Source organism: Rahnella sp. 2050, from assembly GCF_040544515.1.
GTDB lineage: Bacteria > Pseudomonadota > Gammaproteobacteria > Enterobacterales > Enterobacteriaceae > Rahnella > Rahnella aceris.
In genome coordinates, this window is the sequence record NZ_JBEPKE010000001.1 from 115504 (window position 1) to 130841 (window position 15338).

Here is a 15338-nt window from a genome sequence, read left to right on the forward strand (position 1 = left end):
TATTTCATGCGTGAATATAATTATGGCATTCATCATCTGTATTTAACTTAATACCCGAAATCAGCCTGAAAAAGCCCGGGAGGATGCATTTATCTGTGCCGGACATACGGTAATGATGTAGTTAAAAATAATCCCGGCAACCGGATAGGCTGTTGATGAATCAGCGGATCTACACGAAAAACGCCCGATGCAGACGAAGGCTATAGTCTGCATCAGGATTGGTTTTGGTCTCTCCCCATTTACCTGCTACGGGTGAGGCATAAACTCTGCCAGCGGATACTTTTGCTTTCCTCGGTCATCAAGGTTGGAAGGGCTTAACCAACTTTCCATGGCCCGACGGATCCCATCCCACTCCTCGTCAATAATGGAGTACCAGCGGATGTCACGGCTATGCCCCTTCGAGACTTGTGTCCGTCTGAGCGTACCTTCATAGGTAAATCCAAGTCTTTCAGCCGCACTGATGGCGGCCTGATGCAGGCTGTCACATTTCCAACCGCACCGGCGATACTGGAGTGTTTCCAGGGTGTAAGAGAGTAAAAGAAATATGGCTTCTGTGCTGCACAAGGTCCGTTTCATAAGTGGTGACCAGTTAACCCAGCCAATTTCTACAGATCCGTTATCAGGGTCCATTCGTTGCAACGCGAGAAAGCCCGTGGCCTTACCCGTGGACAAATTAATCACCGCGTAAAAAAGCGGATCTTTGCTTGCGGAAAGTGAGGCGATATAGTGATCGCACTGTCTGATCGTGATGGGGCGTTTAATATGAAAGTATGTCCAGTCACGTTCGTCATCGATACTGTGCCAGGCGTCAAATAAATCCCGGCTATGTTTGAGATCAATCGGCTCAAGCAGACAATATTTCCCCCTAAGTATAACTTTTTGCGGGAGCGAGCGTGGCTGCCAGTCGGGGAGTGATTGACCCAATTCTTGTCCGTAAACATTTACTTCCGTCATTATAAACCTTCATGCGTGGTTAAATTTATAAAAGTGTCGCCGGGTGACAGTAGACAAAATGAACTCAACCTGAATACAGCAAAGTGACACACCAGTGATGATAATAATCAATACGATAAATCTGGAACGCCATACATTCTTTTTGAAAGATTTCTGAAAGTCAGTTTGGTTAACATAATAAAATCCTTATTTAACATATCCATATGTTTTCTTATATTATTTTAGCATTCCCTGGTGTGGGTGCATTGTAGCTGAAATATTTATCGGTAAAAAAATAATTTACCTTAGGTCGAAATTCATTAATTATCACAAATCAAACTCAATAGTTTGATTTATATGTACTTTAATTTTCACGGCGTTATCGGGTACTATTCAAAATAGTGCGCCAGATCACAGGGATGTATTGATGTTGTGACTAGCAGGCTAATGTTAAATGACGTTGTTATTCCTCGTTTTATTATAATTGCCCTCTGCTTTATTCTGGTTTTATCATATTATTTTTAGGTTTTTATGATTTGCGTAAATTATTTGTATTCGTTTTTTGAGTTTTCCGCGTAATGACATGTTGACAGGGCTAAATAATTAAATTGATCAGGATAATGAAAATGAGGCATACAAATTATTAAAATGTAGACTATGCTTATTAAGTTCAGGAACGTCTGGATGCAGTAGTATAAATAATGAAGTTTTTGGCGCTGATAGCCTGATGTATCAGCGCTTTTTTTTATTTTCTATCATATTTTTATTTATTGCTCTGCCGTACGAATAAGTCTCATTCAGTCGAATATTTGGACAGTGGTAATATTATTGGTATATCAAAATCTTTAACCTTCTCACAATTAAAAGGAGCCTTGTGCGGCTCCTTTTGTTTAGCTTTCACCGTCGTGAATTATTTTTGCGTGCCATCTTCAATTTTCGGCGGATAGGGCAGGTCAGCGGCTTTACGCATCTTCGCCACATCTTTCGCGGTGACCGTGGCTCCCGCCGGATTGCCAAACTGTGTGCTGACGTAATGACTCAGCGTCGCAATCTGGTCATCATCGAGCTGACTGGCAAACGACGGCATCATGATTTCGCCTTTATCCATGTGGCGCTGGACGCCGTTGAGGATGACCGAAACCTGATTGCGGCTGTCGTAAGAACCGGTGTTGGTATGGCTGAACAGTGACGGATAGGCATGGAATCCCTCGCCGCTGCCTTCACCGCCTTTGCCGTGACAGGCTGCGCAGCTGGCATTAAACAGGGCGGCGGCTGACTGGTCGATTGTCTGGCCTTCGGCGCGCAGTGGGTAAATATCCTGATTCTGCTCACCCCATGCATCTCGCGGTTTGGTTTGCTTGTCATCTCCGATTGCCGGGACGGAACGGATATAGGTGGCAATCGCGTTCAGGTCACTGTCTGAAAGATGCTGCAGACTGTGCTCAATGGCTTCTGACATCGCCCCTGACGCTGACGCCTTACCGGCAACAAAACCTGTTTTCAGGTAAGTCACCAGATCCTGCTGCGACCAGTTGCCGATCCCGGCATTTTTATCCGGCGTGATGTTGAAAGCTACCCATGAGCCTAAATCGCCACCGGAAAACGCTTTGTCGGTGTCCATGCCCATGGTCAGCGTGCGCGGCGTATGGCAGGTGCCGCAGTGTTCCAGCGCTTCCACCAGATAAGCACCACGGTTCCAGTCCGCTGATTTGGACGGATCGTTTTTCAGCTCACCTTTGTCGAAGTTAAACAGCTTCCACACGCGCATGCCCCAGCGCTGGTTGAAAGGGAAGGACAAATCCGTCTGCGGGCCAGCGGAATGTACCGCTGGCAGCGACATCAGATAAGCTTTGATCGCTAAAACATCTTCACGTTTCATTTTGGTGAAGGAGTCGTAAGGCATAGCGGGATACAACTGTTGTCCGTCTTTGCCGACACCGTCACGTACCGCGCGCACGAATTCATCGTCCGTCCAGTTGCCAATACCAAACTGTTTGTCAGAAGAAATATTGGTGCCGTAAATCACCCCGAAAGGCGACGCCAGCGGATAACCGCCGCCGAATTTTGCCGTTTTATCCGCCCCCGGCGCAGTATGGCAGGCGGTACAGTCACCGGCTGTCGCCAGATATTCACCGCGCTTAATTAAATCTGCGTTGCCCGCTGTGTCATCAGCCCGGGCGGCGTTAGCCGCGACCATTAACGGCAGCAACGCCAGCATGAATTTCATTTTCATTACTCAGTCCTCAGAAAATCAATCAGGCCAGGCTTTTCAGCACCGTATCAGCCATACGCAATGCCAGCGCAGTTCCCGACAGCGTGGAGTTCACCGTTGAAGCAGAGGGCATAATGCCGGTCCCGGCGATGAACAGGTTCGGGTGGTCATGCGTACGGCAATCACCATCCACCACGGAATCTTTCGGGTCGCTGCCCATGATCATGGTGCCGGTAATATGCTGGTTGTTGTCGTACACCCCACGCTTGCTGTACACCACTTCGGTGCCGCCCATTTCTTTGACGATTTTCTGAAAATCAAGCATCGACTGGTCATAACCGCGGTGAACGTAGTCCGGGAATTTGTAATGCACTTCGAGGCGCGGAATACCCCATTCGTCTTTCTCGGTTTTGCTCAACACCACACGGTTTTCCGGTTCCGGCAGCATTTCCAGCAGGCATTTCAGCTGAATAAAACGCTCGGACTGATAGGTCAGTTTGTCGTTCAGCGCTTTACCGTAATAACCCTGACGCACCAGACGTTCAGTCAGATAGCGCACCGGCGAGGTATTGGCGACGTCGATACGTAACGCAGAGCGATCGCGACGGAAATCACCATCACGCAGATTATTGATACTGCCCGGGCGCATCGGGCCGCGGCCGAAATACACTGGCTCGTCGGCGTAAAACTCAACAGAGGTGCCGGGGTGATCCATCAGATTTCGACCCACCATGCCGGAGCTGTTGGCGATACCATTCGGGTATTTATCGCTGGTGGACATCAGCAACAGTTTCGGGCTTTCGATGCCGTTGGCGGTCAGCACGAAGCGTTTACCGGTGACTTTATGGGCCACTTTGTCAGCATCCAGATAGTGCACAGCCACGATCTCGCCGCTGTCACTGGCTTCGATGTTGTACACCACGGCGTTGGCAATCACGCGCACACCGGCTTCGATGGCTTTGCGCGCCGAAATACCGCCGTGATACTGCGCATCAATCGGGCAAACAGGCATACAGTTATTGTTGCCGCAGCAGGCAGGACGACCGTCATAAGGAATACTGTTACGCGCCTGCGGGCCGATACCTAATACGTAACCGAGTTTGGCAATGCGTTTGCTGATGCGGTCAAAACCGTAGGGCAGCGGAATACCCGGCAGCGGATAGGGTTGTGAACGCGGTGAATCCAGCGCGTCGTCACCGGAAACGCCCATCTGAATTTCGGCTTCGGTGTAATACGGCTCCAGATCTTCATAACTGATTGGCCAGTCACGACCCACGCCATACAGCGTTTTGATTTTCATATCATTTGGCAGCAGGCGAAACGCCTGTCCCGCCCAGTGCCAGGTTGTGCCACCGACACCGCGCAGATACTGAGCAGCGTAGAGGTCCGGGCCTTTCTGGATCAGATAATTGTTATCTTTCGGCTGGAATTTCGGTTGCGGTGCCCAGGGTTTCGGCGGATAGGGTTCGGTAAAGTCGCCTTTGAGCGGTGACTGACGGAACAGTTCTACCGCTTCGTCTCGTTTGATCACCGGCCCGGAATCGAGCATCAGCACGGAAACGCCGGCTTTGACCATTTTCAGCGCAGCCAGCGAACCGGCGATACCGGCACCAATAACAACGACATCTGCATTCAGTGCATCAGCCATGAGCAATCACCTCCGTGGAATTTTGTTGCAGTGCAGCAGGCTTGTTGACCCAGAAATTCGGTTCACCCGGCGCATAACTCGGCGGCAGCAGGTTATTTTTCAGCAACTGATAGCTGACGATATTTTCAAATCCGATACATTTCTGACTGCCGGGTTGACCGACCACACCGAGATACCAGCCACTGACCAGTTGCTGATACAACTGCGCCAGCTCTGCCGGTTGCTGTGCAAGAAGCTGATGTAAATCATCACCCACCACGCCGCGGTGTGCGGTGATCAGTGCTGAAAGGGTACCGAGTTGTGAGTCGAGCTGCGCGTTGTTCTGCGACTGATGCAGCCAGCTGTAAAGTGCCTGAGCGAGGTGCGGTTCGAGCCTGTCCATGCCGGTCAGCTGTTTAGAAAGTGCCATAAAACTGTCTGGCATTGTCACAGCTGAAGCCAGCGGTGGCGCGGCATGGGCGAGGGTAGCAAATACGCCACCGCCCAGCATCTGGCTACCGATACCCGCAACCATGACGCCCGCAGTGCCGAGTATCCACCGGCGACGAGAGAGATTGATCATGCTGAAAGTCCGTAAATGTTCCGTATAAAACGGCCATGGGCGTGGCCGTCAACAAGAAGGAGTAATTGAAAGTGCCTGTTATTTCAGGACGCTGGCTGCTTTTTCTGATGACTGATTATCGATGTCCTGCTTCGGTGTGCTGACACCGACTGCGCCCACCACTTCACCGTTAATCGTCAGCGGGAATCCACCACCCAGCGGCACGGCATTTGGGATCGCCAATACGGTGGTTTCGCCACCCTGCAGGCGTTGCATGAATTTCAGCGAAGGAGTGTGGTAGAGCGCGGAAGTGCGCGCTTTGCCGATGGACGCATCAACACAACCGGCCGGAGAACCGTCAAGGCGCTGGAAGGCCAGTAATGAACCAGATGCATCAACTACCGCGACGCAACCGGTGCTGTGTTGTTCTGCAAGAGTGGATTTCACACTGTCGATGACTTTGGCTGCCTGCGCGTTATCCAGCGGAGGATGTCCGGCGGCGAAAGCGGAAGTGGCGGAGAAGAAAAGCGTGGTGGCACACAGTAAAGCCTGTGTGGTGGTTTTTTTAACAGACATAGACTCATCCCTTGTAGCAGTAGCAAAACATGACTTGACGTATTTTTCGAATAAGATTTTTTAAATAAGTGTTTTAAATCAATAGAATTAAAAACAATAACGTTAACGGGGGGAACACTCTGGTGTGTTTCTTAATGCCACACGAACAAAGGCGTTATTGGTTTTTGTTTCGCGGATGTTAATTCAATTAACAAAACAGCAAAAGTGACGGTTGCGCTGGGAAATTAATTCCCGGGAGATTTTGTGCGGATATTATGAGCAAAGCGGGCCTGCAGGCCTTGTTGGATAAGGACTGAACATTTTGTGCTGTTACGAACCAGATGATCCGTTTATATTAATTAAATGTGATCCTGTTAACAAAAAACCTCCCGAAAAGGGAGGTTTGTATTTTGCCGACAGCGCAAAGAAACGGGAGGGCTAATGGGCCGCCGGTCTGAGAGCCGGTGTACGGAAATCCAGCGATGCAATAATGCTGTTTGCTGCCTGTCGTCCGTCCGACATAGCTGTCACCACCAGGTCGGCGCCCCGCACCGCATCGCCGCCTGCAAATATCTGCGGGTGACTGGTCTGATACGGGAAGCGGCTGTGATGCGGGGCCTGTAACAATCCCTGTTCGTCGTGCCTCACCGACAGTTCATCCAGCCACGGCATAGCATGCGGCAGAAAGCCAAATGCCATAATGACCGCTTCCGCTTCGAGCAGGAATTCAGAACCGGCAATCGGTGTGGGTCTGCGTCTGCCGCTGGCATCCGGTTCTCCCGGGGCGGTACGGACTAAGCGGATACCGCAGACTTCGCCCCGGTTATTCAGCTCAATGCTCACCGGCTGAACGTTAAACATAAACTCAGCCCCTTCCTCGCGTGAGTTTTTCACTTCTTTCTTCGAGCCCGGCATGCTTATTTCATCGCGGCGATACGCACAAATCACGCTTTTGGCATTCTGGCGCAGCGACGTGCGCAGACAATCCATCGCCGTATCGCCGCCGCCGAGCACGACCACGCGTTTTCCCGCCATGCTGACATAAGGCTCATGTTTCAGTTCGGGCAAATTCATCAGATGTTTGGCGTTCGCAATCAGGAACGGCAGGGCGCTGTAAACGCCCGGCGCGTTTTCATTTTCCAGTCCGGCTTTCATCGCTTTATACGTACCCACACCTAAGAATATTGCATCGAACTCTTCCAGCAGTTGTTCCGCCTGAATGTCGACGCCGATTTCGGTATTGAGCCGGAACTCAATGCCCATTTCAGTGAAGATTTCCCGGCGTCTGACCAGCACGTTTTTATCCAGCTTGAACGCCGGAATACCAAAGGTCAGCAGGCCGCCGATTTCAGGGTGACGATCAAAGACCACGGCTTTTACGCCATGCCGCGCCAGCACGTCAGCGCAGCCCAATCCGGCCGGGCCTGCACCCACCACGGCTACGCGATAATTACGCGGAATAACCTCTGAAAGATCGGGTTTCCAGCCTTGTGCCAGCGCGGTATCGGTAATATAGCGCTCAATATTGCCGATGCTCACTGAGCCTTGTTTATCAAAAGTGCAGGCGCCTTCGCAAAGCCTGTCCTGCGGGCAGACGCGGCCACAGATCTCCGGCAGGCTGCTGGTGCGGTGCGAAAGCTCTACGGCTTCCAGAATGTGTCCCTGTTTCGCCAGCGCCAGTAATTGTGGGATATCGTTATGCAGCGGGCAGGTCCAGGCGCAGAAAGGGTGATCACTGCAATGCAGACAGCGGCCAGCCTGTTCTTCAACCTGCATCGGTGTAAAGCGCGCATAGATCTCATTAAACGTGCTTTTACGTTCGGTGAGCGGGGCTTTTGCCGCATCGAGGCGCGGTGGTGCCAGGGCGGCGGCGAATACGGCCGCTGATTTGCTGGTCAGCGAAACCTGTGGATTCCGGCCCATGGCGGCGCGGTATTGTTTATCAGCGCGGTTCTGAGCAATGACCTGATCGGTGATGAGATGCAGTGCCTGTGTCGGGCAGGCATTGACGCATGCCTGTCCGTCCGGGCTGTCATTGCACAGATCACATTTATGCGCCACGGCTGCCGCGGCGGGTAAGCCGGTCAGCGGATAGCTCTCATGCTGTACGATATCAATGGCGCCAAACGGACAGGCCACGGCGCAGGTTTTACAGCCGATACAGCGTTCTTCCAGCAACTGAATGCTGTCGTTACGACGAACGAATGCGTTTGTCGGGCAAACCTGTAAACACGGGGCATCTTCGCACTGACGGCATAGCACGGCGCTATGCCGATCGTTTTGCCGGATGACATGAATGCGCGGGGTAAACTGTTCTTTCGACGGATAACATTGTTCATTGTGAGACAAGACGCAAGCGACCTCACAGGCGCGACAACCTATGCAAGCCTGAGAATCAGCAATAATAAATTGGTTCATTTTTACCCTGTCGGCATTTTAGTTTGCTGTGGTCTCTCATAGACCACACAAATACTATGGGTTTGTTTGTCATCCTAATGGATACAAACACAGGGTTTATTTGAGGTGCGTCACAGTTTGACGTGTTGTTACAGTGAGGGAGTTTAAAAAAACGCCGCCAGACGTGGGCCGGGGCGGCGTTTTGCAGGACAACGCTTCGCAGGTTATTTTTACGGATGCCAGCTGCTGCGGCATTCATCACGACGGAAACTCAGCACGCGGCTGCGGTTGGAAATCAGCCGGACGTTGTAGCCCTGGAAATAAAGACAGAAGTTTTTCTTCCACGGTCCGTCAGGGAGTTCCACCAGCAAACGCCCCGCACCCAGCGATGTTAACTGGCCGCTGGCACGCAGCGTGCCGACGCCCATCAGCAACTGATCGCCCTCAATATCAAAGGCGGCTTTCGATTGGGGATGATACCAGCGCCCCTGAACCATTTTCAGGCAATCATTGGTTTCCACCGGGGTAAAGTAACGCGGCGCGTGTCCGATTTCACCCTGAATGGCGGTGCCGTCCCAACGCAAACGCATCGGCATGTGCGCGGATAGGGTGATGGCCTCGTCGGCGTCCGCGCCCTGATAGAGGTTATCGGCAGCGCCGAGATAACTGGCCGTGCCATTGCTGACTTTTAGCCAGTACGGCTCGGCAATGCTGGCGTATACACCATCCGGCAATGCATGGCTACGCGCCGGGAGCGGCGCAGCTAACAGTGACGACATGACTTCCAGCACATGGGTAAACGCTGTGGTGTCTTCGCGATTGGAGACCAGCGCAATGCCTGCATCAAGCTCAGGATGAAGCAGGAAATAGGTTTTATAACCGGCATGGGAACCGCCGTGGCCGTAAACCGTATGTTCACCGATTTTCGTCGAGGTGATGCCCAGCCCGTAAGCGGAAGGAATGTCGCCTTGCAGATAACGTTGTTCTGTCAGCGTTTGCAGTACGCCCGCGCCCGGTCCGTTTTGTGAAAGCAGGCTTTGCAGCCATACTGAAAGCGAACGTACGCTGCCGGTCAGGCTACCGGATGCAGACAGATGCAAACCTGCGACGGCTGTTTTCCAGCCGGTGGAGTCCTGCCAGTAACCGGGCACCAGGTCCTGGACGACATCGAACCAGGTTTCCGGCGCATGGAAAGCGATATCCAGCGGCTGCGCGATATACTTTTGCAGCAGATCCTCAAACAAAATGCCTTTTTGTTTGAGGATTTCTTCCACCAGCCGGTAACCGGTGTTGCTGTAGGAAATCTCAGTCCCTGCTGTGAAGTTCAGAGCGCCGTCCTGCGCCAGAAATTCCATAATGGCACTGGCTTCGCTGACGTTATAAACAGAAATACCCAGCAGCGAAAGGGTTTCCCGCACGTCCGGCAGGCCTGCGGTCATGTCCAGCGCCTGCCCGAGGGTCACTTGTGACATCGGCGCTTTCAGTTGCGGTAAATGCTGACCAAGGGTATCACTCACCGAAAGACTGGCATCGCTTTTCAGCAAGGCCAGTGTGGCGAAAATATGTTTTGTGACAGAGGCATAGCGGACAACAGAATCGATGCTGAAAGGTGTCGATGTGCTGAGGTTTGCCAGCCCTCCGGTCGCGAAACTGCGGAGAGTTTTACTGTCAAAAAGGGTGATCGCGCCGCCCGGTTCTCCGGGTTTATCCCAGTTTTTAGTTATGCGTTTTGCTGTTTCTTCAGCCGCCTGCCACTGTAATGCAGACTGTTCGGTGGATGTCATTAACGTCTCCTGACTGTCTTTCAGTGAAAAAGTGGGCAGCCCGGGCTGCCCGCGAAACCCAAATACGTTCACGGCAGGAACGATTATCCGGGCTCCTCTAAACTGAGACTTAACGATCGTAACTCGGCTGTGTGCGGATGGCTGACGTTGCCCATCCGTAAATCGTCTGCGCTCAGAAGTTCGACCATTTCACCACCAATCATTACGCCAATGCTGGTGCAAAGATGCGTAACAACGGCCAGATTGTGACTGACCAGAATATAAGTCAGTTTCCGGCGTTCACGCAGGTCGCTTAGCAGGTTGAGGATCTCCGCCTGCACCGAGACATCCAGCGCCGAGGTCGGCTCATCGAGCAGTAAAATTTCCGGTTCTGAAATCATCGCCCGCGCGATTGCGACCCGCTGACGCTGACCGCCGGAAAGCTGGTGCGGGAAGCGAAAACGCACCGTCTGCGGCAGGCCGACTTCGGCCAGCGCATCAGTGATACGTTTTTCGATATTCAGAAAACCGTGCACAATCAGCGGTTCGCTGAGAATGCGGTCAATGGTCTGGCGCGGATGCAGCGAGCCGTACGGATCCTGAAATACCATCTGCACGCGGCGGAAAAAGCGTTTCTGGCGCACCGGCACTTGATCTTCGCCGCCAATCACCATCCCGCCGGACCAGGACTGATTCAGCCCGGCCAGTGCGCGTAAAATGGTGGACTTGCCCGAGCCGCTTTCTCCCACGATGCCGAAACATTCACCGGGCGCGACACTGAAACTCACGCCTTTCACCACTTCGGTATCGCCGAACGCGATGCGCAGGTTATTGAGGATTATTTTGCTGTTATCCAGAGGAGGGAGTTCTGCTGTCATGAGGTTTTCCATGCTTCGTCACGCACCAGCACTGGCAGTCTGTCCCGAGGATGTTTCAGCGACGGCAGACATTCCAGCAGCCCGCGGGTGTAAGGATGTTGAGCTTTCAGTAAATTACCGGCTTGTAACGTTTCGACGATACGCCCGGCGTACATGACGGCCACGCGGTCACAGAATTTCGATACCAGTGGCAAATCATGGCTGATCAGAATCAGCCCCATGCCGCGGCTGGATACAAGGTCATCGAGCAGACGCAAAATCTCAGCCTGCACAGTGGCATCAAGGGCGCTGGTCGGTTCATCGGCAATCATCAGTTCCGGATCAGGAGCCAGCATCATGGCAATCATTACGCGCTGCCCCATGCCGCCGGATACCTCATGGGCATAACGCTCGGCCACTTTATGCGGCTCACGGATACGCACCTGATCCAGCAGTTCAATTGCTGCATTCATGGCCTGTTTTTTCGAGCCGCCTTTATGCGTTTGCCAGGCTTCGGCCACCTGTTTACCGATCGGCATCACCGGATTGAGCGAGTATTTCGGATCCTGCAAAATGAAACCTACCCGCTTGCCACGGATCTGACGCATTTGCTTCTCGCTGGCATTGCGCAAATCGATGCCGTCGAAAGACAGCGTTTCGGCGCGGCACCTGGCGCTGGAAGGCAGAAGGTTCATCAGGCAACGTGCTGTCAGGGATTTACCCGAACCACTTTCGCCTACGATGCCAAATTTCTCCTTACCCAATGACAGCGATACGCCGCGAACGGCATCGAAACTGCCGCTGTTGGTCTGAAACGTAATATGCAGATCTTTGATATCAACCAGCATTATTGCTCCTTAGGATCGAGGACGTCACGCAGCCCGTCGCCGAGGAAGTTAAACGCCAGAGAGGTCACAAAAATGGCAATGGCCGGAATTAACGGTACCCACCATTCACTGAACAGGAAGCGGCGGGCAGTGGCAATCATCGCCCCCCATTCCGGCGATGGCGGTTGAGCGCCCATACCTAAAAAGCCCAGACTCGCAGCGGTGATAATGATCGAACTCATGTCCAGCGTGATACGCACCACCAGGCTCGGCACACACAGCGGCATGATATGGCGCAGCACGATGCGGGCAGGTGTTGCGCCAGTCAGACGGCAGGCGGCAATATAATCCGTGCCGCGTACCTGCATGGTTTCTGCACGTGCAAGGCGGGCATACGGCGGCCAGGCGGTGAGGGCGATCGCCAGAATAGCGCTCTCGATGCCGGGTTTCAGTGCAGCCACAAAGGCCAGTGCCAGAATCAGACGCGGGAAGGCCAGAAAAATGTCGGTGATGCGCATCAGAATACGGTCAAGTAATCCGCCCGCATAACCGGCCACGCAGCCAATCAGCAGGCCGAGCGGGGCGACAATTGCCACCACTATAATCACCATTCCGAGCGTGATACGTCCGCCATAAAGAATACGGCTCAGGGTATCGCGGCCCAGTTCATCTGTTCCCAGCCAGTGCAGGGAAGACGGTTTTGCCAGACGATGCGCCAGATCCTGTGCGCCCGGGTCGTAGCTGGTCAGCCACGGCGCGCAAAGGGAAATCAGCAACACAATCAGCACGGTAAACAGGCCGGTTACTGCCAGCGGGTTTTTACGCAGACCGAGCCAGATGCGGTAACGACGGCCCCAGACGGCTTGCGTGCGGGTGTGCGGCGTGTCGGCCAGCAGCCAGGCGCGGCTGCCCGCGCGGGGTTGAGGTATGACAGGTAAAGTGCTCATTTTACGCGGGGATCCAATAGTCGGTAGAGAAGGTCAGCCAGCAGGTTGAGCAGCACATAAATCGCGCCAATCAGCAATGTTGAGCCGATCACCGGATTCATATCCGCATTCATCAGCGACACGGTGAGATATTGTCCGAGACCCGGCCAGGAGAAGACGTTTTCTGTGACCACGGCGCCTTCGAGAAGGCCCGCGTACGTCAATGCCAGCACGGTGATCAGTTGTACGCCGACGGTGGGGAAGGCATGTTTCCAGATAACCCGTTGCGCCGAGAGCCCCTTGGCACGGGCGGTGATCACGTATTCCCCGCCCAGTGCGTTGAGCATGAAAGTACGCGTCATGCGGGTGATATAAGCCATGCTGAAATACGCAAGGATCAGCACCGGCTGCACCATATGGGCGAGGGCATCCCAAAATGCGCCCATGTCACCGGCCAGCAGAGAATCCACGGTAAGCAAGCCGGTGACCTGCGGGATCATGTCCTGATAAATGATGTCCTGACGTCCCGGCCCCGGCGCGATACCCAGCGCAGAGTAGAAAATCAGCAGGCTGAGCAGCGCCAGCACAAACACCGGCAGCGAGTGACCGGCCAGACATACCACGCGGATAGTCTGATCAATCCAGCTGCCCTGACGGGTGGCGGCCCAGACGCCCAGCGGAATACCGACAATGGCGGCGATAATGATCGCCGCCGTGGCCAGTTCCAGCGTGGCGGGGAAAAACCGGGCGATATCCGTGGTGACCAGATTGGAGGTCAGGGCAGAGCGCCCTAAATCACCGTGGAATACCTGACTGAGATAATGGAAAAACTGCAACCAGAGGGGCTGATCCAACCCCATTTCATGACGAACCCGTTCGACCACTGCCTGCGGGGCATTATCGCCAACCGCAGCCAGAACCGGGTCCGTCGGCATTACGCGACCGATAAAGAAAGTCACTACCGACAGACCAAACAAAGTAAGACAAACGCTGATGCAGGTACTCAGAAATCCTTTGAGTCTCTTGCTCACGCTTTAACAACCTTCTCGTAGGGGCTGGTGCTCATTACAGTCAGTACCACACCGGAAATCACTTTGCGGCAGGCGGCGGTCATGGTTGGTTGCAGCATGATGGCAAACGGGCTGTTTTCCATATGTTTGGTCTGCAATTCTTCATAGAGTTTGATACGGGTGGCCGGATCCGATTCTTTCAGCGCCTGGGTGCTCAGATCGGAGATTTCCTTATCCTGCCAGCTACAACGCCATGCCAGCGTACGGCTCTTGGCGGCGTCGGTGTTATCCGGATTGCTGCAGAAGGCTTCGGCGTTAGAGTTCGGGTCAAAGTAATCCGCGCCCCATTGGGTCATTGCCAGTTGTTGCTGACGAGCACGCATTTTGGTCAGTACCTGACGGCTTTCCGCAGCCAGCAGCGTCACTTTAATCCCCACTTCGGCGAGGTTAGACTGCAATGCCTGCACGATGTCAGAAGAAGGTGAAGCGGAGTAGTGATCTAAGGTGATTTCAAAACCATTCGGGAAACCCGCTTCGGCCAGCAAGGCTTTGGCTTTTGCCACATCACGTTTGTACATGATGGTGTTCACTGCCGCCGGGAAACCTTCAGGCAGGAAGCTCTGATGGATTTTGTGGGTCAGCGGCACGATATGCTGCTGGATATTCTCGTAATCGATAGCCCATTTGATCGCCTGCCAGACCTGCGGTTTAGCCAGATTCGGATGCGCGGTATTGGCAGACAACATAAAGGTGCCGGCGATACCTTTTTGTACCAGCGTGAAGTTTTTGTCGTTGATCAGCGGACGCAACTGCTCGGTGGTCAGGTTACGGGCGATATCCACATCGCCTTTTTGCAGCATCAGCAACTGAGCGGAAGGGTCGATAATATGGCGCATGATGATGCGCTGAATTTTGCCTGCGTGCGGGTTGTTCTTGTTGCTTTCCAGAATCACGGATTCACTGACTTTCCAGTCGCGCAACTTGAACGCACCGGAACCGGCACTGTTTTTCTTCAGCCAGGCATTACCCAAATCGTCACCGGTCTGATTCGCCAGACAGGCGGATTTTTGCACGATACTGCCGACGTTGGCGGTCAGGCAATACAACAGGAAGGATTCAGATGCCGGTTCAGCGGTTTTGATCACCAGCGTTTCGGCGTCAGGCGCGGTAATCAGGCTCTCGACGTTATCTTTGGTGTAACCAAACTGATTAATAATGTAGGCCGGGCTCTTATCGAGTTTCACAACGCGTTGCAGGGAGAAAGCGGCGTCTTCGGCAGTAACCGGTTTGCCATCGGCCCATTTGGCTTTCGGATCCAGCTTGAAGGTAAAGGTTTTTTTGTCGTCAGAAGCCGTCCAGGACACTGCCAGATCGCCTTCAATTTCATCAGGGGAGGCCAGTTTAGGTTTCACCAGTTGCTGATACATATTACCGGTAATTTCACTGCCCACGGACTCAAAGCTTTCATGCGGATCAAGGCTGGTAATGATGTCGAGCTGAATAGCCATGACCAGTATTGATGCCGGCGTGGCAGCAAACACGGCATCAAATTTCAGGTAGGACAGCACAGGTATTGCGGAAAAACCGGTAACAAATTGACGCCTGGTAACCATAACTACTCCCATCGTGTTGATATATAAAAGTAAAATTAAAAATTACGGTGGCAAAC

Annotated in this window: 12 protein-coding genes; all 12 read right to left on the reverse strand. The window is 53.1% G+C overall.

Annotated features, from left to right (window positions below; all coding sequences use genetic code 11):
- Positions 1–246: 246 nt before the first annotated feature.
- The 12 genes from ABIC79_RS00475 to ABIC79_RS00530 all read right to left on the reverse strand — a co-directional run bounded on the left by ABIC79_RS00475 (position 247) and on the right by ABIC79_RS00530 (position 15282).
- Positions 247–954, reverse strand: a complete 708-nt coding sequence (locus ABIC79_RS00475) for a GNAT family N-acetyltransferase (RefSeq protein ID WP_013575581.1) — start codon at positions 952–954, stop codon at positions 247–249.
- Positions 955–1843: 889 nt separating this feature from the next.
- Positions 1844–3166 carry a c-type cytochrome gene (locus tag ABIC79_RS00480; RefSeq protein WP_354566429.1) on the reverse strand — a complete coding sequence of 441 codons (1323 nt, stop codon included), beginning with the start codon at positions 3164–3166 and terminating at the stop codon, positions 1844–1846.
- 22 nt (positions 3167–3188) lie between these two features.
- Positions 3189–4793 carry a GMC family oxidoreductase gene (locus ABIC79_RS00485; protein ID WP_013575579.1) on the reverse strand — a complete coding sequence of 535 codons (1605 nt, stop codon included), beginning with the start codon at positions 4791–4793 and terminating at the stop codon, positions 3189–3191.
- Positions 4786–5355: a sugar dehydrogenase complex small subunit gene (locus ABIC79_RS00490; RefSeq protein ID WP_013575578.1), complete on the reverse strand. Its 570-nt coding sequence runs from the start codon at positions 5353–5355 to the stop codon at positions 4786–4788. Before ABIC79_RS00490 ends, ABIC79_RS00485 begins: the two co-directional genes overlap by 8 nt.
- A 78-nt stretch (positions 5356–5433) precedes the next feature.
- Positions 5434–5910, reverse strand: coding sequence for a GlcG/HbpS family heme-binding protein (locus ABIC79_RS00495; RefSeq protein ID WP_013575577.1), 477 nt, complete (start codon positions 5908–5910; stop codon positions 5434–5436).
- Positions 5911–6327: 417 nt separating this feature from the next.
- Positions 6328–8307 carry a formate-dependent uric acid utilization protein AegA gene (aegA, locus tag ABIC79_RS00500; RefSeq protein WP_013575576.1) on the reverse strand — a complete coding sequence of 660 codons (1980 nt, stop codon included), beginning with the start codon at positions 8305–8307 and terminating at the stop codon, positions 6328–6330.
- 209 nt (positions 8308–8516) lie between these two features.
- Complete coding sequence (locus ABIC79_RS00505; protein ID WP_013575575.1) at positions 8517–10070, reverse strand: serine hydrolase domain-containing protein; 1554 nt, start codon at positions 10068–10070, stop codon at positions 8517–8519.
- Between the two features lie 83 nt (positions 10071–10153).
- Positions 10154–10927 carry an ABC transporter ATP-binding protein gene (locus ABIC79_RS00510; protein WP_013575574.1) on the reverse strand — a complete coding sequence of 258 codons (774 nt, stop codon included), beginning with the start codon at positions 10925–10927 and terminating at the stop codon, positions 10154–10156.
- Entirely contained in the window at positions 10924–11754 is an 831-nt protein-coding gene (locus tag ABIC79_RS00515; protein ID WP_013575573.1) for an ABC transporter ATP-binding protein, read from the reverse strand. Before ABIC79_RS00515 ends, ABIC79_RS00510 begins: the two co-directional genes overlap by 4 nt.
- A complete protein-coding gene (locus ABIC79_RS00520; RefSeq protein WP_013575572.1) occupies positions 11754–12680 on the reverse strand; it encodes an ABC transporter permease in 927 nt (308 codons plus the stop codon). The genes ABIC79_RS00515 and ABIC79_RS00520 overlap by 1 nt, the downstream gene beginning before the upstream one ends.
- Positions 12677–13690: an ABC transporter permease gene (locus ABIC79_RS00525; protein WP_013575571.1), complete on the reverse strand. Its 1014-nt coding sequence runs from the start codon at positions 13688–13690 to the stop codon at positions 12677–12679. The genes ABIC79_RS00520 and ABIC79_RS00525 overlap by 4 nt, the downstream gene beginning before the upstream one ends.
- Positions 13687–15282: an ABC transporter substrate-binding protein gene (locus ABIC79_RS00530; protein ID WP_013575570.1), complete on the reverse strand. Its 1596-nt coding sequence runs from the start codon at positions 15280–15282 to the stop codon at positions 13687–13689. The genes ABIC79_RS00525 and ABIC79_RS00530 overlap by 4 nt, the downstream gene beginning before the upstream one ends.
- Between the last annotated feature and the right edge of the window lie 56 nt (positions 15283–15338).

What these genes read in the sequence shown, in the direction of transcription:
- ABIC79_RS00515 (WP_013575573.1), bottom strand. Translation starts at nt 11,754, where the DNA reads ATGCTGGTTGATATCAAAGATCTGCATATTACGTTTCAGACCAACAGC.
- ABIC79_RS00480 (WP_354566429.1), bottom strand. Translation starts at nt 3,166, where the DNA reads ATGAAAATGAAATTCATGCTGGCGTTGCTGCCGTTAATGGTCGCGGCT.
- ABIC79_RS00505 (WP_013575575.1), bottom strand. Translation starts at nt 10,070, where the DNA reads ATGACATCCACCGAACAGTCTGCATTACAGTGGCAGGCGGCTGAAGAA.
- ABIC79_RS00510 (WP_013575574.1), bottom strand. Translation starts at nt 10,927, where the DNA reads ATGACAGCAGAACTCCCTCCTCTGGATAACAGCAAAATAATCCTCAAT.
- ABIC79_RS00520 (WP_013575572.1), bottom strand. Translation starts at nt 12,680, where the DNA reads ATGAGCACTTTACCTGTCATACCTCAACCCCGCGCGGGCAGCCGCGCC.
- ABIC79_RS00490 (WP_013575578.1), bottom strand. Translation starts at nt 5,355, where the DNA reads ATGATCAATCTCTCTCGTCGCCGGTGGATACTCGGCACTGCGGGCGTC.
- ABIC79_RS00485 (WP_013575579.1), bottom strand. Translation starts at nt 4,793, where the DNA reads ATGGCTGATGCACTGAATGCAGATGTCGTTGTTATTGGTGCCGGTATC.
- ABIC79_RS00530 (WP_013575570.1), bottom strand. Translation starts at nt 15,282, where the DNA reads ATGGTTACCAGGCGTCAATTTGTTACCGGTTTTTCCGCAATACCTGTG.
- aegA (WP_013575576.1), bottom strand. Translation starts at nt 8,307, where the DNA reads ATGAACCAATTTATTATTGCTGATTCTCAGGCTTGCATAGGTTGTCGC.
- ABIC79_RS00475 (WP_013575581.1), bottom strand. Translation starts at nt 954, where the DNA reads ATGACGGAAGTAAATGTTTACGGACAAGAATTGGGTCAATCACTCCCC.
- ABIC79_RS00495 (WP_013575577.1), bottom strand. Translation starts at nt 5,910, where the DNA reads ATGTCTGTTAAAAAAACCACCACACAGGCTTTACTGTGTGCCACCACG.